Origin of the sequence: Enterocloster alcoholdehydrogenati (assembly GCF_013282095.1) — a bacterium.
Lineage (GTDB): Bacteria > Bacillota > Clostridia > Lachnospirales > Lachnospiraceae > Enterocloster > Enterocloster alcoholdehydrogenati.
In genome coordinates this window covers 223,777-242,622 of sequence record NZ_BLTJ01000005.1, presented here as the reverse complement: position 1 = coordinate 242,622, position 18,846 = coordinate 223,777, and the positions used below count along the sequence as shown (strand labels likewise).

15 protein-coding genes are annotated in these 18,846 nt (G+C 49.6%); 7 read left to right on the top strand and 8 right to left on the bottom strand.

The window, feature by feature from the left end; translation table 11 throughout:
- Positions 1-2 precede the first annotated feature (2 nt).
- From HW447_RS07825 to HW447_RS07810, 4 genes are all read right to left on the bottom strand, one after another.
- Positions 3-1,262, bottom strand: a complete 1,260-nt coding sequence (locus HW447_RS07825) for a RelA/SpoT domain-containing protein (RefSeq protein WP_176254758.1) — start codon at positions 1,260-1,262, stop codon at positions 3-5.
- Between the two features lie 107 nt (positions 1,263-1,369).
- Complete coding sequence (locus tag HW447_RS07820; protein WP_176254757.1) at positions 1,370-2,182, bottom strand: ABC transporter permease; 813 nt, start codon at positions 2,180-2,182, stop codon at positions 1,370-1,372.
- Positions 2,175-2,942, bottom strand: a complete 768-nt coding sequence (locus HW447_RS07815) for an ABC transporter ATP-binding protein (RefSeq protein ID WP_176254756.1) — start codon at positions 2,940-2,942, stop codon at positions 2,175-2,177. Before HW447_RS07815 ends, HW447_RS07820 begins: the two co-directional genes overlap by 8 nt.
- A 110-nt stretch (positions 2,943-3,052) precedes the next feature.
- Positions 3,053-4,606: a polysaccharide deacetylase family protein gene (locus tag HW447_RS07810; protein ID WP_243176239.1), complete on the bottom strand. Its 1,554-nt coding sequence runs from the start codon at positions 4,604-4,606 to the stop codon at positions 3,053-3,055.
- A gap of 321 nt (positions 4,607-4,927) precedes the next feature.
- On the opposite strand from HW447_RS07810, the gene HW447_RS07805 reads away from it, so the two are divergent.
- The gene (locus HW447_RS07805) at positions 4,928-5,368 is read left to right on the top strand and encodes an HIT family protein (RefSeq protein WP_176254755.1); all 441 of its coding nucleotides are present in this window, start codon (positions 4,928-4,930) and stop codon (positions 5,366-5,368) included.
- A gap of 114 nt (positions 5,369-5,482) precedes the next feature.
- A complete protein-coding gene (locus tag HW447_RS07800) occupies positions 5,483-6,769 on the top strand; it encodes a D-alanyl-D-alanine carboxypeptidase family protein (protein WP_176254754.1) in 1,287 nt (428 codons plus the stop codon).
- Between the two features lie 114 nt (positions 6,770-6,883).
- Here the strand turns inward: HW447_RS07800 and HW447_RS07795 are convergent, their stop codons facing one another.
- The gene (locus HW447_RS07795) at positions 6,884-7,900 is read right to left on the bottom strand and encodes an ABC transporter substrate-binding protein (protein WP_176254753.1); all 1,017 of its coding nucleotides are present in this window, start codon (positions 7,898-7,900) and stop codon (positions 6,884-6,886) included.
- Between the two features lie 121 nt (positions 7,901-8,021).
- Positions 8,022-9,245 (bottom strand): helix-turn-helix transcriptional regulator, encoded by a 1,224-nt coding sequence (locus tag HW447_RS07790; RefSeq protein ID WP_176254752.1) that lies wholly within the window; start codon positions 9,243-9,245, stop codon positions 8,022-8,024.
- A 227-nt stretch (positions 9,246-9,472) separates the two neighbouring features.
- Here HW447_RS07790 and HW447_RS07785 point away from each other — a divergent pair, with 227 nt between their 5' ends.
- Positions 9,473-10,861 (top strand): MFS transporter, encoded by a 1,389-nt coding sequence (locus tag HW447_RS07785; RefSeq protein ID WP_176254751.1) that lies wholly within the window; start codon positions 9,473-9,475, stop codon positions 10,859-10,861.
- A gap of 4 nt (positions 10,862-10,865) precedes the next feature.
- Positions 10,866-12,683 (top strand): beta-glucuronidase, encoded by a 1,818-nt coding sequence (gene uidA / locus HW447_RS07780; RefSeq protein ID WP_176254750.1) that lies wholly within the window; start codon positions 10,866-10,868, stop codon positions 12,681-12,683.
- A 199-nt stretch (positions 12,684-12,882) separates the two neighbouring features.
- Here uidA and HW447_RS07775 read toward each other — a convergent pair whose 3' ends face one another.
- Positions 12,883-13,320 carry a MerR family transcriptional regulator gene (locus tag HW447_RS07775; protein ID WP_176254749.1) on the bottom strand — a complete coding sequence of 146 codons (438 nt, stop codon included), beginning with the start codon at positions 13,318-13,320 and terminating at the stop codon, positions 12,883-12,885.
- Between the two features lie 119 nt (positions 13,321-13,439).
- Between HW447_RS07775 and HW447_RS07770 the strand changes: the two genes are divergently transcribed.
- The gene (locus HW447_RS07770) at positions 13,440-15,194 is read left to right on the top strand and encodes a 1-deoxy-D-xylulose-5-phosphate synthase (RefSeq protein ID WP_176254748.1); all 1,755 of its coding nucleotides are present in this window, start codon (positions 13,440-13,442) and stop codon (positions 15,192-15,194) included.
- 126 nt (positions 15,195-15,320) lie between these two features.
- Here the strand turns inward: HW447_RS07770 and HW447_RS07765 are convergent, their stop codons facing one another.
- Positions 15,321-16,172, bottom strand: coding sequence for a MurR/RpiR family transcriptional regulator (locus HW447_RS07765; RefSeq protein ID WP_176254747.1), 852 nt, complete (start codon positions 16,170-16,172; stop codon positions 15,321-15,323).
- 150 nt (positions 16,173-16,322) lie between these two features.
- Between HW447_RS07765 and murQ the strand changes: the two genes are divergently transcribed.
- Together murQ and HW447_RS07755 are read left to right on the top strand one after the other, a co-directional pair.
- Entirely contained in the window at positions 16,323-17,222 is a 900-nt protein-coding gene (murQ, locus tag HW447_RS07760; RefSeq protein WP_176254746.1) for an N-acetylmuramic acid 6-phosphate etherase, read from the top strand.
- A gap of 14 nt (positions 17,223-17,236) precedes the next feature.
- Positions 17,237-18,679, top strand: coding sequence for a PTS transporter subunit EIIC (locus HW447_RS07755; RefSeq protein WP_176254745.1), 1,443 nt, complete (start codon positions 17,237-17,239; stop codon positions 18,677-18,679).
- Positions 18,680-18,846: the final 167 nt, after the last annotated feature.

Here is an 18,846-nt window from a genome sequence, read left to right as displayed (position 1 = left end):
CGCTATTCTTTTTCTGCCTGTTTTTCCGGTTCCAGCACGTTTGCCAGCTTTTCTCTCAGAACCTGAGCCTCATTCCCCAGTTCCTGTATGTAGGCTGCCTCAGGAACCTCGATATCGTGGATCAGGGCATTTCTCATCTTCCGAAGGAACGCGATCTGATTCAGGCTTTCCCTGTCCAGAAGGTTAAGACGTTTTAATGCGTTGATATTGAATACGCTCAGGGAACGGGAGCTGCGCTTGGTGGTACGGTTTAACAGGGCCTCCAGGGGTACCCACTGGCTAAAGAAGGAACTGATGGCTTCACGGCGCTCCTCATCCTGGTCGGATACTGCGGCTCTCAGGGACTGATAGGCCAGATAGCGTTTTTCATTGCCGCTGATGATCTGGTCGATGATCTGTTGGGAAATGTTTCGCTTGTCCTTTTCAAACTTGACCGATTTTAAAATTGGCCCCATGTGCTTTACATCCAAAAGCTTCAGATTGAGCAAAAGCCGAAAAAGAAGCTCGATATTTCCCATCCGCAGTTCGATATCCTCTGTGCGGAAGTTGCTGCTCAGGTAATTGTAAAGATAGGAGGCCAGCTCATACTGGTTATCAAAGACCGCGTTCTTGCTGCGGATTCGTTCGTTTCCCGCAGCCTGCAGGCGTTCCAGGGCAATTTCACCGGCAAGGACAAGGCCGTTGAGCTCGTCCAGGATGGCAAGCTCTTCCTCAGAGAGCGTTCCCTGGAGAGGCTTGTAGATCAGATCGTGTTCCACCTCGGACCAGGCGTGCATCAGGACAGACGCCACCTGGATCTCAATGCGGGCCCGGCAGTAGCGTTTTTCCGACGGCTGGGCAAACTCCTCCCGCAGATAGACGCGGTAGTGGTTGGCCCAGTAGCCGGAAAAACGTTTGTTGTAGGTGGGGGGCTTGGACTGTTCCGGGAACTGCTTGCTCTCCAGGATATGAAACTGATCCCGGATCAGCTGGTCGGCCTGGAGACGGTCTCCAGGGAAGTAGAGGGAGACACGGACACCGCACAGATCTGCGATGTCCTCATAAATCTCCTTCATATTTTTATAGGGAACCGGGCGCTTTGCATTGCGGCGAAGTACCTTGCTTTTTAAACGGCCCGGATTCTTGGCCCGGTAGGTGACTATGGCGCGAATACCGGAGGAGCGGAGTATGGCCTCCAGCTGACCGGCGGCCAGGCGGCCTACGGATTCGTAGTAATTGAATTTCTTTTTGTAGTTTTCGATAAACTGGTTGATCAGATCCACAGGCTCCTCCTTCTCGTGGGGCGGCTGCCCCGGAACCGGTTGTTGTCTTTGGGGTTGAATACTTGTTTCATCATACCATATGGGCGCAGGGAGCGCAAGCGGTGCGGCTACCGGCTGATTTTCTTTTCTGCACAGGCAATGGCCTGATACAAAAGCCAGGAAAGCAGGCACAGAACCATAATGGATGTCATGAGCACTGTCATGGTGAAGGTCTGGGCGGAATAGGTGATCAGGTAGCCAAGTCCCGCCCGTGCGGAGAGAAATTCCCCAATGATGACGCCTACCAGGCAGAGGCCGATATTGACCTTCATATTGTTAATGAGCAGCGGAAGGGATCCGGGCAGCAGGACTTTAAAGAGAACGTCGCTGCGGGTGCCGCCCAGGGAGCGGATCAGCCGGATCTTGTCATCATCGGTCTGGCAGAAACTGCTGTACAGAGTGAGAATGGAGCCGAATACAGCTACTGAGACGGCGGCAGTGACGATGGTGGTCATGTTATTTCCCAGCCATACAATGAGCAGAGGCGCCAGGGCCGACTTGGGGAGACTGTTCAAAAGGACTAAAAAGGGTTCTAAAATACCCGCCGCGGTGGGGCTTGCCCACAGAAACAGGGCGCAGGCCAGACCTGCTGCGGTGCAGACGGCAAAGCTTACCAGCGTTTCCGCCAGGGTGACGCCGGTATGCACAAAAATGCTTTTGTCCTGGATCATGGAGATCAGGCATTTTACGATCAGGGTGGGACTGCTGAAAATAAAACGGTCAATGAACCCCAGCCGTGCGGACAGCTCCCAGAGGCTTAAAATCAGCACAAGAAGCATAATACGCCATGTGCGGATCATGTTTTTTTGGCGGAGCTGGCTGGCCAGGTATTCCTGCTGTGCCAAGGATGGGGCAGCAGCTGTGGTAAGGCTTTTACTCATGGGTTTTCAGCTCCTTCCATACGGTGTTGAAATATCTGGAAAATTCAGGACAGTTTCTGCGCTCCAGGGGGCTTTGGCAGTCCTGGGGAAATGTGATGGTCAGGATCTTTTTGATTCTTCCGGGCCTGGGGGTGAGAATTATGATGCGGTCTGCGGTGCTGATAGCTTCGGACAGATCGTGGGTTACAAGGATTGCCGTTTTTCCTGTAGTTCGCAGAATAGAGCTGATATCATCGCACACAGAAAGTCTTGTCTGATAATCCAGGGCGGAAAAGGGTTCGTCAAGAAGAAGAAGATCCGGTTCCAGAGCCAGCGTGCGGATTAGAGCAGCCCTCTGGCGCATCCCGCCGGACAGCTCCGATGGTCTGGCGTGCTCGAATCCTTTCAGGCCATAAGAGGCAAGCATTTCCTTTAAACGGTTTATACTTTTTGTATTCAGGCGGTGCTGGATCTCAAGTCCAAGGGAAACATTTGATAAAATATCCCTCCATTCAAACAGATGATCCTTCTGGAGCATATATCCGGTTGCAGAAGGGGAATGGGAGAGCGGAAGTCCGTCTATGAGGATCTGTCCTTCATCCGGCTGAGTCAGACCGCATAAAAGGGAGAGAAGAGTGGATTTGCCGCAGCCGGAAGGCCCTACGACAGCAGCAAATTCACCGGGGGCCAGAGTAAACGATATATTGGAAAGAGCCAGCGTTTCGCCGTCCGGAGTATGGTAGGAGTAGCTGACTCCGGTCACATCCAGTTTGGGTGTCATTTTCTGGAAACTCCTTTCATAAGATGTGTCTTTGGTATAGTATACGCATGGAACACACAAAAAGAAACGCTTTTACCGGCCAATCTGGCGGGCAAAAGCGTTTCCTTCTTTTACTGGGAAGCAGCCGCTTGGGCGGCCGCAGTATTCTCAGACTGGGCGGTAGCCTGGGAGGGGGCCGCGCCGGATGTCTCATTTTGCGTGTGGTCATAGCTCCACGTTACCGGCGTAGGACGGGAGGAATCAAAGATCTGGGAAGCGTCAAAGAGATCCGCCAGCCGCTTTTTGGAAGGATCCGTCTGGATCATATCCTGGTACAGACGATAGCCGTCCAGGTTCCGCCGGGCCATTCTCAGGTAGTCTGGACCCTTCTGGATCCAGGAAGGCTTGCTGGCGTCTACATTGCAGAAATACCGGAAACCTTTGGAGCGGAGGTACTGATAGCGGTAGTTTTCATCTGAATACGGCTTCCAGTCGGCTACATCATTTCCATTAGGGAAAATGTATATGTCCGTGGGACCGATCAGGGATTCCACTTCCGTTTCCCACTTATCTGTGTCTGCGTAAAAACGTTCGTCGCTGATCTGATAGGTCTGTCCAGGGACGGAGGACACACCCATCCACAGATGGCCCCAGCTGTGGCTTGCAAGCTCCCAGCCGTTGTCTCTCAGACATTGCGCCACTTTGGCGGCCTGTTCCCGGTCACTTTCGTAAGTAGGGCTGTCGCTGTAGGAAGCGGCGGTGCGGTATCCTAAGATCCCCTCATAGCCGGTAAGGGCAATGATGGCTCTGGCCCCCTTATAGGAAAAATCAGGGTGTTCTTTAATAAAATCCTCTAAAATCGGGATCAAGTCATAGGAGCCGGTGGAAACCGTGCCGTCATCCAGCGTCATTTCACAGGTGGGTTTCCCGTCATTTCCAATGATGATGCGGCTGGCAAAGCCGTCATCCTTCATATAGGAATAGTAGCATACATCATCCTGGGACATGACAATGGGCTTTTTTCCTTCTGGAAGAAGGATATTTCCCCAGGTGAACACAGGATTTCCGTTTTCGTCCGTGGTTTCATAGGCAATGTCATGGATGCGGACTAAAACATAGCCGTCATTATAAAGTGCATCCAGTATTTTTAAAAACTCGTCCTTTGTAGTCATTACGGAATTGTAGCCCGGGGTTCGGCTGTCGCCGTCAAAGGCCTTGGCCGTGTCCATGATCAGGGAATGAAAAAATACATGGGGAACGTTCTTCACGTCCGCAGGCACAAGGGCAGCTTTGGCCGCCTCATAGGAGGAAATAGCTTCTGCTACCGCCGGTTCCTCTGCCGCAGAAGCGTCCTCTTTGAGGAGGGAAATGGCTTTGTCATAGTCATAGCCTGCCGCCAGGAAGGCCGCCTGACTTAAAAGGCTTTCTAACGAATCCGCGGGATTCGCTGAGACGGGAAGGCCGCCGGAGGGCTGGGGTTGGGACGCTGCATCAGAGGGGGAGGCAGCGACGGCCGGCCGGGGAGGCTGCCGCTTTAATACAAAGCGGGTCAGTGCAAATATACCTGCGCCTAACAGCGCCAGGATCAGGATTACGGCGAAAATAGTAGGAAGATGCCGGGACAGGCCCACAAGCTTTCTTCGGTGTCTGCGGGCCTGACGGCGTCTGAAATCTGTTCGGCTCATAAATGGTTTCAATCTCCTGTTATGTATTGATATTTTTAGGGTGTACCGGCAGCTGTGTATGGTACTGCCTTATTATAACACAAAAAAGCGGCCTTCGGGTATGGGCAATCATAACGATTTTCTTAAAATACGTTGTAACTGTTCAGAATGGCGAAAGGCATTCCCACGTCCCGAGTGGTTACAATACTTTGAGGACAGCGGAAACTGGCAATAGGAAAGCTGTTGAAATTTGGCTGCATCCGTGGTATCTTTAAAGCAGTAATGATTCAATACAGCCCTGGCTGTACGGCAGCTGGGCGCGCTATGAAAAGGAGAAAAACGATGGCAGAAATAGTAAAAGATCCAAATTGTGCATATTGTATGCAGGGAGAACTGGCAGCAAAGTTTGCCTACCCGGTCTGTGAGATGAAAACAGGCTTTCTCTATGTATTTAAGGAGCAGAGCAAGAAGGGAAGAGTGATTCTGGCTCATAAAAAGCACGTGAGCGAACTGATCGATTTGACCGACGAGGAGAGAAATGACTTTTTTGCCGAGGTGGCCCAGGTGGCAAGAGCTGTACACAAGGTATTTCATCCCGATAAGGTAAACTACGGCGCATACGGCGATACTGGCTGTCATCTTCATTTCCACATTGTTCCCAAATATAAGGGCGGCGAAGAGTGGGGCGGCACCTTCGAGATGAACAGCGGAAGAACCATTCTTACAGATGCTGAGTATGAGGAGATGGCAGAGGCCTTAAGAAAAGCGTTAAAAGAGGTCTGAGCTGCCATAGGCGTTTTTGGACAGCGGAAAATCCCGATCCAGGTCAGCTGCACATAAAGAGCCGGTCCGGTTTCATATATTAGGCAGAGAACGTCTTTTTAAGGAAGTGCGCCTATGAAAAGGACAAAAGCAGCAGGATGCGCGCTGGCGCTTGTGATCATGGCGGGGCAGGTCCTGACGGCTCTGGCTACAGAACCAGGGATCGCTATTCCGGTGAATGTGCCGGCTCAGGAGGTAAGCGGGGAAACGGCCAGAATGCAGGCAGAGACGGGGGAAAATACCGCCCCTCAGGCGGCGATCCAGATATCGGCTCCTTCCGCAGTGCTGATGGAGGCATCTACCGGCCAGGTCATCTATGAAAAAGGGGCGGACGAAAAGAGAAGTCCTGCCAGCGTTACCAAGGTAATGACACTGATCCTGATTTTTGATGCTCTGGAAGCAGGAAAAATACAGCTGACGGATGAAGTGGTTACCAGCGCCAACGCAAAGTCCATGGGAGGCTCTCAGGTGTTTTTGGAGGAGGGAGAGGTTCAGACCGTGGAAACCCTGATCAAATGTATTGTGATCGCCTCTGGAAATGACGCCTCTGTTGCGATGGCCGAGTATATCGCAGGAACCGAGGAAGCCTTTGTGCAGCAGATGAATGAGAGAGCAAAGGGGCTTGGTATGACCGAAACACATTTTGTGGACTGCTGCGGCCTTACGGAGGATCCGGCCCATGTGACCACAGCCAGGGATATTGCCAAAATGAGCCGGGAACTGATCAATCGTTATCCTCAGATCCATAATTATTCTACCATTTGGATGGAAAATATCACCCATGTGACGAAGCAGGGAACCAAGGAATTTGGGCTGTCAAATACAAATAAGCTTCTGCGTATGGCTACCAGCTTTCAGGTTACCGGCTTAAAGACAGGCTCTACATCCCTGGCAAAATACTGCCTGTCCGCTACTGCGGAAAAGGATGGTGTCAGGCTGATTGCGTCTATCATGGCGGCTCCTGATTTTAAAGCGCGGTTTGCCGATGCACAGACCCTGCTCAATTACGGTTATGCAAACTGTAAGCTTTATGAGGATAAAGAGGGGATTCCCCTTCCTGAGATCCTGGTGGACGGAGGGGTAAAAGACCGGGCCAAACTGGCTTTGAACGGAAGTTTCCAATATCTGAGTCTTAAAGGAGAGGATCTGTCAGCGGTGGAAAAGAAACTGGCGTTAGAAGACGCTCTTCCGGCTCCGGTCACCCAGGGGCAAAAAGCCGGAGTGCTGGAGTACTGGCTAAACGGCGAGAAGATCGGAGAGATGGATGTGGTTACAGCAGAGGAGGTGCGAAAAGCACAGTATGGGGATTATCTGAAATGGCTTTTGAGCGCGTGGAGATTTGAAAAACAGGCTGAGGGATAAAACACGTCAAATATTTTAGCAATCAGGAAGAAAAAGAGACGCTTTTGGCAGGATTCATTCCCAAAGGCGTCTCTTTTTACAAATCATATCTTTACGGATCTCTGTCAGAGTGGATTATTTCACCGCTTTCGTGGAAAACTCTGTGGTTACCAGTTCTTTATAGGGCACTGTTTCTTTTAGCTGCCCCGCTTCTTCTAAGATTCGTTCCAAAAGTTCAAAACTGCTTTCCTCAAACACCGTATCCTCTTTCCAGGTATCCTGCGCCTTATAACGCTCCACGATCTGAGTCAGCTTATCTAAAGGCGTTTCCTTAAACTGCGGGGAAATGGTTTTTGCAATTTCTTCTGAAGAATGGGAATTTACATAATCAAGTCCCCGCTGAATGGCATTTGTAAAGCTCTGGATCACCTCCGGGTGCTGTTTGATATAGCTTTTTCTGGCGCTGTAGGCTGTATAGGGAACATAACCGGATTCCGTTCCCAGGGAGGCTACGACTGAACCGTTTCCTTCCAGTTCCAGAGTGGTGGCGAAAGGTTCAAATTCGATGGTATAATCCGCGTCGCTGCTCGTAAATGCCGCCGCCGTCAGTCCAAAGCTGATGCTCTGGTCAATGGTAAGATCGGTGGAAGGGTCAAGGCCGTTTTTCTTTAAAATGTATTCAAAGACCATCTGAGGCATACCGCCGGCCCGCCCGCCTAAGACTTTCCTGCCTTTTAGACTGGCCCAGTCAAAGTTTTCCTCGGCCTGCCGTCCTACCAGGAAATTTCCGGCCCTCTGGGTCAGCTGGGCGAAGTTAACGGCAGGATCCTCAGAACCTTCCTGGTATACATAGATGCTGGCTTCGGAACCCATAAAACCGATCTGGGCATCGCCGGAGATCAGGGAGGTCATAACTTTGTCAGCGCCGCCGGCATTTACAAGAGTCAGATTGATCCCCTCTTCTTCAAAATATCCCAGCTCGATCGCCGCATACTGAGGGGCGTAAAAAATGGAATGGGCCACTTCGCTTAAGGTTACAGGGGTTCCTCCGTTCCCGGAAGAACCGGAAGAACTGCAGGCGGAAAGGGATAGGGCAGTAAGGCTTCCAGCCATAAGGAGGGATAAAAAACGTTTTGCAGTTAAAACATACATAATGGATAGCTCCTTGCATATGCGTTCATACTGTTATTGTATTATTGATTTCCTCTTATGGTGCGGTGTGAGCGGGAAATGTCAGCAGACGGCGGCTTTGGTCCCTGTCAGGGCAGAAGGGCTATTGATTGCCCCGTATCATTTCACGGTACTGGCTGGGAGTCATGCCCTTTTTTCTGCGGAAGATCTTTGTAAAATAACTGAGATCCGCAATGCCGCACACAGACGCGATCTCCTGAATGGGCTCGCTGGTAGTATTTAACAGATAAATCCCGTGGCTGATCCGTCGGTCGGTTACAAAGTCTGTCAGAGTGGAGCCTGTTTCACGCCTGAAAAGGGTGGACAGATAGGTTTTGTTGACGGAGAGCCGGTCTGCCAGGGTACTTAGGCTTAGGTCATCCCGGAGATTCAGGCAGATGAGATCCACGGCCCTCTGGATCAGAGGAGAATAGGAGCGTGTGGAGTGGTTCTGAACCAGAAGGCTGTATTTGTAGATCATTTCTGCAGGAAGGGCCTCCAGACGCGACACGCTGTAGAGCGTTTCCAGCTGTATGGCGAAACGGGAGGACAGTTCGTCTAAATAGACCGGATGGACGCCTCCGTACTGAGCCGCCTTTCGGCAGAGGGTATTAAAGATGATGAGATAGTTTTTTTTGTCGCGTGTGGTATCTGCAAGCCGCTGCTCCATACCGTAGGAGTTGCCGGTGTTCAGATATTCCCTGGCCGAGGTATAGTCGCCGCGGGAGATAGCGTCCATAAGTGCCTGTTCATTTTTATAACGCAGCTCAATGCTGTCGGATACATCCTGATTCCGGCCAAAGGAATCTTCGGTATCGTACTGCACCCGGAGCTCTCCGGTACACTCCTGAGGCAGGATGCGGTAGGGGCCATCATAGAGACGGCTGCACAGACAGGTCAGGATGCTGCGTATGCAGCTCTTGTCCCGAAGAACGGGAAGTGAGGTGTAATACTGGGAAAGGAAGGGAATGTGAATCTCTGGGATATTCAGCCGTCTGGCCAGAGACTGCACAAAACCAAGGGTAGCGTCCTCCATGGCAAAGGGGCCCACGGTAAGTACCCGTTTTTGTCCTGCTTTTGGAATGGGGATGCACAGATAATAGCACCAGAACAGGTCTTTTATGAAATAGACCAGGTGTTTTTCATGGAAATTCTCCTCCGGCCGGAAAAAGGTGGAGATCACATTGCTGCAGTCTTTTAAAAGTGTGCGGCGCAGATTCAGATCAAAGGCATCGTCCCATTTGTAGGGGGCATCGATGAGCCTCGTATGGATACGCATTTCTTCAAAATAGTTTCTTACAAAGTTTAAAAGTTCGTTCTGATCCATAGGAACCTCCCGGTTTGCAGCATAATAGAAAATAGTAAAATATTCAGTAATAGTAGTATAATATATTTTTATTGCAAAATCAAACAGAATATTATTATATAAATAGTAAATAATATTATTGCTTAAAACAGCAAAATAACATACACTGCGTTTACAGACAAAGCAATCAGCAATCAAGGCCGTCTGTTGGCTTCAGACAGCGGATGGCAAGTCAGGAGGAGGTTAAAATGAACCGTCAGGAAACGAAAGAGGCGCCCTTTGGAATGAGGGACCGACTGGGGTGTATGTTCGGTGATTTTGGAAATGATTTTACATTTCTTCTGTCATCTATGTTCCTTATGAAATTTTATACGGATGTTATGGGAGTTTCGGCTGCTGTTGTAGGTGCCATGATGATGATCGCCAGAGTGGTGGACGCATTTTCAGACGTGACTATGGGGCAGATCTGCGACAGGTGCCGTCCCGGAAAGAAGGGGAAATTTGCACCCTGGATCAGGCGGATGTGCGGTCCGGTGGCTCTGGCATCTTTTTTGATGTATGCAGTATGGTTTAAGGATATGCCCATGGGCTTTAAGATCTTCTGGATGTTCTTTACCTATCTGCTCTGGGGAAGCATCTGCTATACAGGCATCAACATTCCTTACGGATCCATGGCATCTGCCATTACAGCAGATCCAAAAGAGAGAACTTCTCTTTCAAGTTTCCGTACCATTGGAGCTACTCTGGCAAACACGGTGATCGGTGTGGTTCTGCCGCTGATCGTTTACTATGAGGATGCTCAGGGCAATACTGTATTTTCCGGCAGCCGGATGATGACAGCCGCTCTGCTCTGTTCCGTTGGCGCCATTATCTGTTATCTGCTCTGCTACCATATGACCACAGAACGTGTTAAAATGGAAAAGACCGCAGAGAAGTTTTCCTTTAAGGAACTGATCCGTACTACGATTTCCAACCGCGCGCTGATCGGCATTGTAGCGGCGGCGCTGCTATTGCTGCTGGCACAGCTCACACTGTCTGGTATGGGGAATTATATTTATCCTAATTACTTTGGAAACCGTGAGGCTATGTCCACCGCCAATATGGGGGTTACTGTTATCACACTGGCGCTTTCCACTGTGATTGTAAATATTTCCGGAAAATACGGAAGAAAAGAGCTCGCGGGAGTGGGCGCGGCTGTGGGAGCAATCGCACTGATTGCCGCTTTCATCCTTCATACGAAAAACGTATGGGTATTTGTGGCCCTGTATCTGATTTCTTCTCTGGGCACAGCCATTTTTAATCTGGTGTGCTGGGCTATGATCACGGATGTAATTGACGATGCAGAGGTTCGTACCGGAAAGCGGTCTGACGGAACAATCTATGCGGTTTATTCTTTTGCGAGAAAGCTGGGACAGGCTGCATCTTCTGGACTGACCGGCGGACTTTTGACAATGGTCGGATATTCCGCAGCAACGGCTTTTGAGCCGCAGGTGGTAGACGGCATCTACAATATCACCTGCCTGGTGCCGGCAGCCGGTTTTATTTTACTGGCTCTGGCTTTAAAATTCCTTTATCCTCTGGATAAAAAACAAGTAGAAAAAAATGCGAAGATCTTAAGAGAAAAGAGAGGAGAGTAATCGTATGCTGTATCCTATATTAACGCCATCCAGATCCTTAAATGATTTAAACGGGGTCTGGGAATTTAAGCTGGACAATGGAAATGGATTTGAGGAGGAGTGGTTTAAAAAGCCGTTGGAAACTCCCATGACCATGCCGGTTCCTGCTGCTTACAATGATTTAAAGGAAGGCGTGGATTTCAGAGATCATTACGGCTGGGTGTTTTATCAGAGAACCTTCTCTGTGCCGGAATTTATGAAGGATCAGAGAGTGATTTTGCGCTTTGACGCAGTGGCCCACGAAGCCAAGGTGTACATCAATGGAGAGCTGGTATGCACGCATAAGGGCGGCTTCCTTCCCTTTGAGGTGGAAATCTCCGATCTGGCAGGAAAGGGCGAGTGCCTCCTGACCGTAGCAGTAAGCAACATCATTGATTATACCACACTGCCTGTTGGAGGAAAGAGCAGTCTTCTGGGAGGCGGTCTTCCTGGTTTTGAGGCAAAGGGCCCCAAAAAGCCAGTGAACAATCCAAATTTTGATTTCTTTAACTACTGCGGCATTATCCGTCCGGTACGGATCTATACCACACCAAAGTCCTATATCAGCGATGTTACCGTTACTGCTGAGGTAAAGGGTGAATATGCGGCTTTAAACTACCGCATTGATACCATTGGCGAAGGCAGCTGTCTGGTTGAAGTATTTGACAGAGAGGGAAATAAGGTGGCAGAGGCTGCGGGAACAGAGGGCGTATTAGAGATTAAGAATGTAAAGCTGTGGCAGCCTTTAAATGCCTACCTTTATGATATCCGCGTGACTTTTGGAACGGATGTATACACCCTGCCTTATGGTGTTCGCACCGTTCGTGTAGAAGGAACCCGATTCCTTATCAATGAGAAGCCGTTCTATTTTAAGGGTTACGGCAAGCATGAAGACACCTTCCCCAACGGCCGCGGCATCAATCTGCCTATGAATACCAAGGACATTTCCCTGATGAAATGGCAGGGAGCAAACAGCTTCCGCACCAGCCATTATCCATACAGTGAGGAAATGATGCGCCTCTGCGATCAGGAAGGCATCGTAGTGATCGATGAGACGACGGCAGTAGGCGTGAATCTGGAGTTTGGCGGCGGAGCCAACTTCAACGGACAGAAGGTGGGCACCTTTGATAAGGAGCACGGCGTACAGACTCAGGAGCATCATAAGGATGTGATCCGCGACCTGATTGCAAGAGACAAAAACCATGCCTGCGTTGTAATGTGGAGCATTGCCAATGAGCCGGATTCCTATTCTGAGGGAGCATATGAATACTTTGCGCCTTTGTATGAGCTGGCCCGCAGCTTAGATCCCCAGAAGCGTCCCTGCACGCTGGTAAGCGTACAGATGGGAGGAGGACCTGCAACCGATGTATCCGCAAAGCTCAGCGATGTGATCTGCTTAAACCGCTACTATGGCTGGTACTTCGGAGCGCCGGATCTGGAAGGGCCGGAGCAGGCGCTGCGTGATGAGTTAGACCAGTGGCAGAAATTCGGACTTCCGGTTATCTTCACCGAGTACGGCGCGGATACGGTGATGGGCTTCCACGATACAACACCGGTTATGTATACGGAAGAATATCAGGTAGATTACTATAAGATGAACCACCGTGTATTTGACGAGTATGATTTCGTGGTAGGCGAGCAGGCGTGGAACTTTGCCGACTTCGCTACCAGCCAGGGCCTCCTGCGCGTTCAGGGCAACAAAAAAGGCCTGTTCACCAGAGACAGAAAACCGAAGCTGGCGGCACATTATTTTAAGGATAGATGGCACCAGATCCCGGATTTTGATTATAAGAAAAATCAGTAATGAGGAAAAGAAGAACCTGTGCCCAAATGGGCATGGGTTCTTTGCTTTTAGGCATATGCAGGAGACTATAACAAAGTTTGTGTCTTTATATATCCACGGCTCCCGGTTTCTTGCCGGACTTCTTGCTTATTCAGGCAGATATAAGCGGGAAAATCAGCCGCGTGAACAAAGGTCAGATGAGAGGATGTCTGCCGCTGTCTCAGCTCTTACATTTCCTGCAGAGAAATTCATCGGCATATGGCAGCGTATCCTTCTGCATTATATTTTTTTCGGATCCGGTCTGAAGGGCGGTTTCATAATACAGACATTTGTGGTTGAGGATAGCCAGCATTTTGCTGAGATTTTCCATTTGCTGTTCTACGGCTTTTCTGCGTTCAAGAAACATATCATATCTTTTTTGCAGGGAGGCATCTCCTTCCTGTGCCCATTTTGCAAACTGCTTCATTTCCCGTATGGACATTCCTGTGCTTTTTAAGCATTCCAAAAGCTGAAGCATGGTGAGGTCGCTGTCATGAAATACACGGTATCCTGATTCTTTGCGCTCCAGAAAAGGCAACAATCCTTCCTTGTCATAGTAGCGAAGGGTGGTTGCCGGAATGTTTGTCATTTGAGAAACTTCTTTGATTGAATATTCCATTGGTAAAACTCCTTTTCTCTCTGTTCTGAACCGTTAGAAAAAAAATTTATAAAACTATTGACTTTAAAGTTTGCTTTAATGTTAAACTCAAGCAAATAAAAAGTCAAGGAGAGATTAGAATGAAGAAAACAAATATTCTGCAAAAGATCCACGGGCCTGCGGATGTAAAAGGCTGCAGTATGGATGAATTAAAAATTCTGTCAGAGGAAATCCGTCAGGCTCTTATCCGGCGTGTAACGGTGACAGGCGGCCACATGGGTTCAAACCTCGGTTTTGTGGAGGCAACAGTAGCGCTTCACTATGTATTTGATTCGCCCAGAGACAAATTCGTCTTTGACGTTTCCCATCAGTCTTATACTCATAAGATTTTGACAGGGAGAAAGGAAGGCTTTACAGAGCCGGAAAAGTATTATGCCTTCAGCGGCTACACAACGCCGTCTGAAAGCGAGCATGATTTCTTTAAAATCGGTCATACATCAACATCTATTTCCCTGGCAACAGGTCTTGCCAAGGGCAGAGATCTAAAGGGCGGCAGGGAAAATATCATTGCTGTCATCGGCGATGGCTCCATGTCCGGCGGCGAGGCATTGGAGGGATTGAATAATGCCGCAATGCTCAACAGCAACCTGATTATTCTGTTTAATGACAATGAAATGTCCATTGCAAAAAACCAGGGCGGTATGTATGAGAATTTCAGACAGTTAAGGGAAACAGGCGGAAAGGCAGAAAACAACTTCTTTAAAAGTTTTGGCCTGGATTATTATTATGTGGAAGAGGGCAACGAGGTAGAAACGCTTATTTCTGCCTTTGAAAAAGTAAAAGATACGAAACGTCCCACGGTGGTCCATATTCACACGCTGAAAGGAAAGGGCCTGGACTGGGCGATGCAGGATAAAGAGGCGGGACACTGGGCAATGCCTGCGGCATTTGATCTGGCAGCGTTTGCAAAAATGGAACGGTACGAAACACTGACGGCTGATTTTCTTTTGAAAAAGATGGAAAGCGATCCGACGGTGATTGCAGTTTCTGCCGCCACTCCCGGCGCTACGGGGCTGACGCAGGAGTTCAGGGCAAAGGCTGGGAAACAGTTTGTAGATGTGGGGATAGCGGAGGAACACGCGGTTGCCATGATTTCAGGCATTGCCAAAAATGGAGGAAAACCGGTGTTTGAAGTGTTCAGCAGTTTTTTGCAGAGAACCTACGACCAGCTGAGTCAGGATCTTGCAATGAACAAAAATGCGGCAACCATTCTTGTATTTTCATCCGGAATCGGAGGCGGAGACTGCACGCATAACGGGATGTATGACATAGCTTTGATCGGTTCCATCCCCAATATAATCGGTCTTGCACCTGCAACCAGGGAAGAATATTTAGCTGCATTGGAATGGTCTGTGGAGCAGAAAAACCATCCGGTTGTTATCAGGGTTCCCAAAGTGGTTATCAGCGACGGAAAAACCATTGCATTTGACGACGAATCCGCAGTCAAAGGTAAAATCGTGAAAAAGGGAAGTAAAATTGCGATTCTTGGCCTGGGTGATGCCCTGCCGCTGGCAAAACAGGCTGCAGAGGCACTGGACGAAACCGTTGGCGTAAATGTTACCGTTGTAAATCCAATGTGCTTTACAACGCTGGATAAGGACTTGCTGGACGAGCTTAAAAAGGATCACGATCTGATCGCTACAGTGGAGGACGGTATACTGGACGGCGGATTCGGCCAGAAAATAGCTGCTTACTACGGCGCTGATCCTGTAAAGGTTTTAAACTTCGGCGGAGCAAAAAGATTTAACGATCTGGTGCCTGCGGCAGACATTGCGGTTGGCAATCATCTCACGGCTGAGCTGATTGCAGAAGATATTAAAAATCATATGAAGTAGGTAATTCAATTTTCCAAAAACGACATGGATATTCTTTACGATTCTGATGATTACGCACAAACCGGATTTTATTTCTTATGCAGACGCGGTGTATGAGCTGCACGAAAGGCAGCTCAGGCGCGCTGATCAAAGTTCATAGGGCGGTTTTTGTATATGGGTGTGGGCAAATTGGCGGAGGCTGTATTCATATTCGCTGTTTGCAAAAGCTGTGTAGAGGATGTCTATGACGTTGAGCTGGGCCAGCCTGGAGGACATGGCTCCGCTGCGAAATAAGGCTTCATTGGCGGCAATGTACAGCTTATAGTCAGCCAGTCGGGACACCTGTGAGTCAGCAAAACGGGTGATGGCAATGCATTTGGTGCGGTTTTCCCTCAGCGCCTTCATACAGGCAGCCATCTCCTGTGTCTGTCCGGAATAAGAAAAAATGATGGCAGCATCCTCAGAGGAGGCATTTCGCGCCTGCAAAAGCTGAGCGTGCCAGTCCTCGCTGACACAGCAGGGCTTATTCAGGCGAAGAAACTTAAGATAGGCATCTTTGGCTGCACAGAGGGACGCACCGATGCCGAACAGGAGGATACTGCGGGACGAGCGGAGGAGGTTTACGCAGGCTTCTACCACATCCGGGTCCAGGATATGCTGGGAATCCAGCAGCACCTGGACATTTTTTTGCGTAATAGTGTTTATAATGGAAGTGATGGAGTCCTCTGGCCGCAGTTCCCGCTCTGAATGGGAGATCTGATTTCCAAAAGATGCGATTTCCAAAAGCAGGTCATGGCGAAAATCCTTGTATCCATGGAAACCAAGGGTCCGGCAGAGGCGGATGACGCTGGAAGGGGAGGTGTAGGTTTTATTTGCCAGGGCGCGGATATTGAGAGCTGCGGCAGAATCTGGGTTTGAATAGATATAGGCGGCAATCTGTGCGGGAACGCCGCTGGCGCTGTGTTTAAGTTCAGCCAGTGATAATAGGATACTTCTCATAAAAAAATACACTCCTGTTTGCTTGTATTGAATATTTTAACCAAATAATGTCTTATATATGAAACATTGTACCACAAAACATTGGAAATGTTGACACGTTTGAAAGAAAGAATATAATGAAAATAACAAGAAAACAAGAGGGGTGACGTTATGGATTTGAGCAAGATGACAACGGAATCGCGCAATGTATCTACCATGAATCTGGATCAGATGAGTCCTCTGGAGATTGTAACTGCAATGAACCGGGAAGACCGCAGCGTCCCTGCGGGAATTGAGGCGGTGCTGCCAAGGATTGCTCAGACAGTTTCTGAGGTGGAGCGTGCGTTCCGGCAGGGAGGGAGGCTGTTTTATCTGGGAGCGGGAACCAGCGGGCGTTTAGGTGTGCTGGACGCCTCAGAATGTCCGCCTACTTTTGGGGTAGATCCGTCCATGGTTGTGGGGCTGATTGCAGGCGGAGACCGGGCGCTTCGATTTCCGGTCGAAGGGGCGGAAGACAGCAGGGAACTTGGAAAGAAAGACCTGCAGGATCATGGGCTGACACCCAAAGATGTAGTGGTAGGAATTGCGGCTTCCGGGCGTACTCCCTATGTGTTGGGAGCCTTGGAGTACGCGGCGGGACTGGGATGCAGAACCGCTTCCATTACCTGTAATACAGGCAGCGAGGTGGGAAAGGCGGCGGATATTGCCATTGAGGTAAATGTGGGACCGGAGGTGCTGACGGGATCAACCAGGCTTAAATCAGGTACAGCTCAGAAGATGATTCTGAACATGATCACCACCGGAGCGATGGTGAGGCTTGGGAAAGCCTATGAAAACCTCATGGTGGATGTGGTGCAGAGCAATGAGAAGCTGCAGACCCGTGCGGAAAACATTGTGATGGAAGCCACAGGGGCAGACAGAGCGCAGGCAAGGGCTTCTATTGATGAAGCCGGCGGATGGGTGAAGCTGGCGATCGTGATGATCCTGCTGCATTGTGACGCGAGGGAAGCAAAAACGCTGCTGGAGCAGTACGGGGGACGGGTATGTGATGCACTGGCGCATCAGAAGTGAAAGGAGAGGGAGTTATGTCAAATCAGGAAATGGTAAATGAGATTCTGAACTGTCTAGGGGGAAAAGACAATGTAATTACAGCGACCAACTGTATGACACGGCTGAGGATTCACGTAAAGCAGGACAATCAGATTCAGGATGAGGCGCTCAAAAACATAGAGGGCGTGCTTGGCCTTGTCCATGACCGGGCCGGTTTTGCGGAGGTGGTGGTAGGGCCGGGAAAGAGCCGCAAATGCGCGGATATCTGTGCGGAAATGGGGATTTTGGCGGCAGAGGATGTGAATACGGAAAATAACTGGAGAGAAAATAAGGCAGCCCTGAGGGCGGGGCAAAAGGATAGCAGGATAAAAAATATGCTAAAGACATTCGGCGAGATTTTTGTTCCCCTGATTCCCGGCGTGATTGCGGCTGGGCTGTGCTCTGGTCTTGCAACTCTTTTGACACAGCTTTTCCCCGGATATGCAGAAAATGTATTTTTAACCGTTGTACATAATCTGCTTTCCATGGTCAGTGCGTCCTTTATGACATATTTGACTGCCTGGGCCGGTTATCGGTCGGCAGAGCGTTTCGGGGCAACGCCGATCCTTGGCGGTATGCTGGGTATGATCACCACACTGGGAAATATTGATGTGATCTCCAGAACGATTGGCCTCTACAACGAGGCTCAGCCGTTAGACGCTGTCTTAAGGGCAGGCAGAGGCGGAGTGCTGGCGGTAGTGATTGGTGTATTTTTTCTGGCTAAAATTGAAAAGGCAGTCCGCAGACGGATTCCAGATAATCTGGATATTATGTTTACACCCCTGATTACCCTGATTCTCTGTGTGATTCCATATGTATTTATCATCATGCCCCTGACGGGTTTTGTTTCTACCTTCCTGTGCTGGATCGTAGAACAGGTCTGCATGAGCGCTAATCCGGCTGTACGAATCGTGGCAGGCTTCCTTTCATCGGCATTGTTCCTGCCAATGGTAGCCATGGGAATGCATCATGGGCTGGTGGCCCTGTATACAGTTCAGCTGGAGAGCATTGGCTTTGTTACCTTATATCCGGCTCTTGCAATGGCGGGCGCGGGCCAGGTTGGAGCGGCGATTGCCATTTATATGAAAGCAAAGAAGGTGAAGAACCAGCGTCTGTGTTCCGTTATTGACGGCGCCCTTCCAGCGGGAGTATTGGGGGTAGGGGAACCTCTGATTTACGGAGTCACGCTCCCCATGGGAAAACCATTTTTTACAGCGGGTCTTGGGGCAGGATTCGGCGGAGCGTTCGTTATGGCAATGCAGGTGGCCTCTACTACATGGGGGCCATCCGGTATTCTGGCGTTCCCGGTAATGACGGCAGGCCCCAATCCTGCCGTATGGTCTATGCTGTACTATGGAATCGGTCTGGTGATCAGCTATCTTATGGGATTTATTATAACAAATGGGGCTGTGAAAGCAGAGGATGTGGCATCGGCGTAGGATGATAGACAGATGGGCAAAAGGCCGCTGTACGGGGGAGTACGGCGGCCTTTTTAAGAGTCTTTGACGGCCGGCTGCCATATAATATTGCGCATATGTTATTTTAATAAACGTTCTTTTCAGACAGGAGTATTTCTGATAAAATATTTTCACATATGAATTTTGAC

What these genes read in the sequence shown, in the direction of transcription:
- HW447_RS07820 (WP_176254757.1), bottom strand. Translation starts at nt 2,182, where the DNA reads ATGAGTAAAAGCCTTACCACAGCTGCTGCCCCATCCTTGGCACAGCAG.
- HW447_RS07815 (WP_176254756.1), bottom strand. Translation starts at nt 2,942, where the DNA reads ATGACACCCAAACTGGATGTGACCGGAGTCAGCTACTCCTACCATACT.
- HW447_RS07810 (WP_243176239.1), bottom strand. Translation starts at nt 4,606, where the DNA reads ATGAGCCGAACAGATTTCAGACGCCGTCAGGCCCGCAGACACCGAAGA.
- HW447_RS07805 (WP_176254755.1), top strand. Translation starts at nt 4,928, where the DNA reads ATGGCAGAAATAGTAAAAGATCCAAATTGTGCATATTGTATGCAGGGA.
- HW447_RS07800 (WP_176254754.1), top strand. Translation starts at nt 5,483, where the DNA reads ATGAAAAGGACAAAAGCAGCAGGATGCGCGCTGGCGCTTGTGATCATG.
- HW447_RS07795 (WP_176254753.1), bottom strand. Translation starts at nt 7,900, where the DNA reads ATGTATGTTTTAACTGCAAAACGTTTTTTATCCCTCCTTATGGCTGGA.
- HW447_RS07790 (WP_176254752.1), bottom strand. Translation starts at nt 9,245, where the DNA reads ATGGATCAGAACGAACTTTTAAACTTTGTAAGAAACTATTTTGAAGAA.
- HW447_RS07785 (WP_176254751.1), top strand. Translation starts at nt 9,473, where the DNA reads ATGAACCGTCAGGAAACGAAAGAGGCGCCCTTTGGAATGAGGGACCGA.
- uidA (WP_176254750.1), top strand. Translation starts at nt 10,866, where the DNA reads ATGCTGTATCCTATATTAACGCCATCCAGATCCTTAAATGATTTAAAC.
- HW447_RS07775 (WP_176254749.1), bottom strand. Translation starts at nt 13,320, where the DNA reads ATGGAATATTCAATCAAAGAAGTTTCTCAAATGACAAACATTCCGGCA.
- HW447_RS07770 (WP_176254748.1), top strand. Translation starts at nt 13,440, where the DNA reads ATGAAGAAAACAAATATTCTGCAAAAGATCCACGGGCCTGCGGATGTA.
- HW447_RS07765 (WP_176254747.1), bottom strand. Translation starts at nt 16,172, where the DNA reads ATGAGAAGTATCCTATTATCACTGGCTGAACTTAAACACAGCGCCAGC.
- murQ (WP_176254746.1), top strand. Translation starts at nt 16,323, where the DNA reads ATGGATTTGAGCAAGATGACAACGGAATCGCGCAATGTATCTACCATG.
- HW447_RS07755 (WP_176254745.1), top strand. Translation starts at nt 17,237, where the DNA reads ATGTCAAATCAGGAAATGGTAAATGAGATTCTGAACTGTCTAGGGGGA.